1 protein-coding gene and 1 pseudogene are annotated in these 1,112 nt (G+C 72.2%); one reads left to right on the plus strand and one right to left on the minus strand.

Annotated elements, in window-relative coordinates; translation table 11 throughout:
- On the plus strand, positions 1-868 hold an 868-nt coding region (locus ACTS11_RS06385; protein ID WP_442639501.1), incomplete at its 5' end, for an L-lactate dehydrogenase.
- 4 nt (positions 869-872) lie between these two features.
- Here the strand turns inward: ACTS11_RS06385 and ACTS11_RS06390 are convergent.
- Positions 873-1,112: pseudogene (locus tag ACTS11_RS06390) on the minus strand (glutamine synthetase); the annotation flags it as partial.

Below are 1,112 nucleotides of genomic sequence, written 5' to 3' on the forward strand. Positions count from 1 at the left end.
CGGCACCGCCAAGGAGGTCGTCTTCGTCGACATCAACGCGGCGCGCGCCCGCGCCGAGGCCGAGGACATCGCCCATGCCGTGCCCTTCGCCGCGCCCGCGATCGTGCGCCACGGCGACTATGCGGACCTGAAGGGCGCCGGTGTCGTGATCCTCGCCTGCGGGGTCTCGCAGAAGCCGGGCGAGACGCGGCTGGCGCTGCTCGAACGGAATGCCGAGGTCTTCCGCGCCGTGGTGGGCGAGGTCATGGCCGTCTGTCCCGACGCGATCCTCCTCGTCGCCTCGAACCCGGTCGACATCATGGGGCAGATCACGCAGGCGCTCTCGGGCCTGCCGCCGGGGCGGGTGATCGGCTCGGGCACGATCCTCGACACCGCGCGGTTCCGCTGGCTCCTCGGGCGGCACCTCGGCATCTCGCCGAGCTCGGTCCACGCCTATGTCCTCGGCGAGCACGGCGACTCGGAGGTGCTGTCCTGGTCGAACGCGCGCGCGGGCTCGGTCGCGCTGACCTCCTTCGCGGCGCAGGTCGGCGCGGCGCTGACCCAGGACGTGCGCGAGCGGATCGACCGGGGCGTCAGGAACGCCGCCTACACGATCATCGAGGGCAAGGGCGCGACCTGGTACGGGATCGGCGGCGGCCTCGCGCGGATCGTCGGCGCCATCGCGGGGGACGAGCAGGCGGTCCTTTCCGTCTCCATCGTCGAGAAGGACGTGCTCGGCGTGACGGACGTGGCCCTGTCGCTGCCGCGCCTCGTCGGGCGCGACGGGGTGACGGGCACGCTCTGGCCCGAGCTGGACGCCGCCGAGACCGAGGGCCTCCGCGCTTCGGCCGAGATCCTGCGCGGGCGCTTCGGGCAGATATCGCTCTGAGCCGTCAGACCGCGTCGAGGTAGAGGTCCGTCCGCTCCTCCTCGGAGAGCTCGGCCATGTAGTGCAGCTCCTGCCGCTTGGTGGCGAGGAAGTTCTCGCGCAGCGTCGGCGTGAAGATGCGCGCGATCTCGGGGCTTTCGGCGAAGGCTTCGATGGCCCCCTCCCAGGTCGCCGGCATCTCGGGCAGGTCCTGGGAATAGGCGTTGCCGGTGATCGGCGGCGGCGGCGCGGCCTCGTCCTCCAG

The organism is Roseicyclus sp. (assembly GCF_052168335.1).
Lineage (GTDB): Bacteria > Pseudomonadota > Alphaproteobacteria > Rhodobacterales > Rhodobacteraceae > Roseibacterium.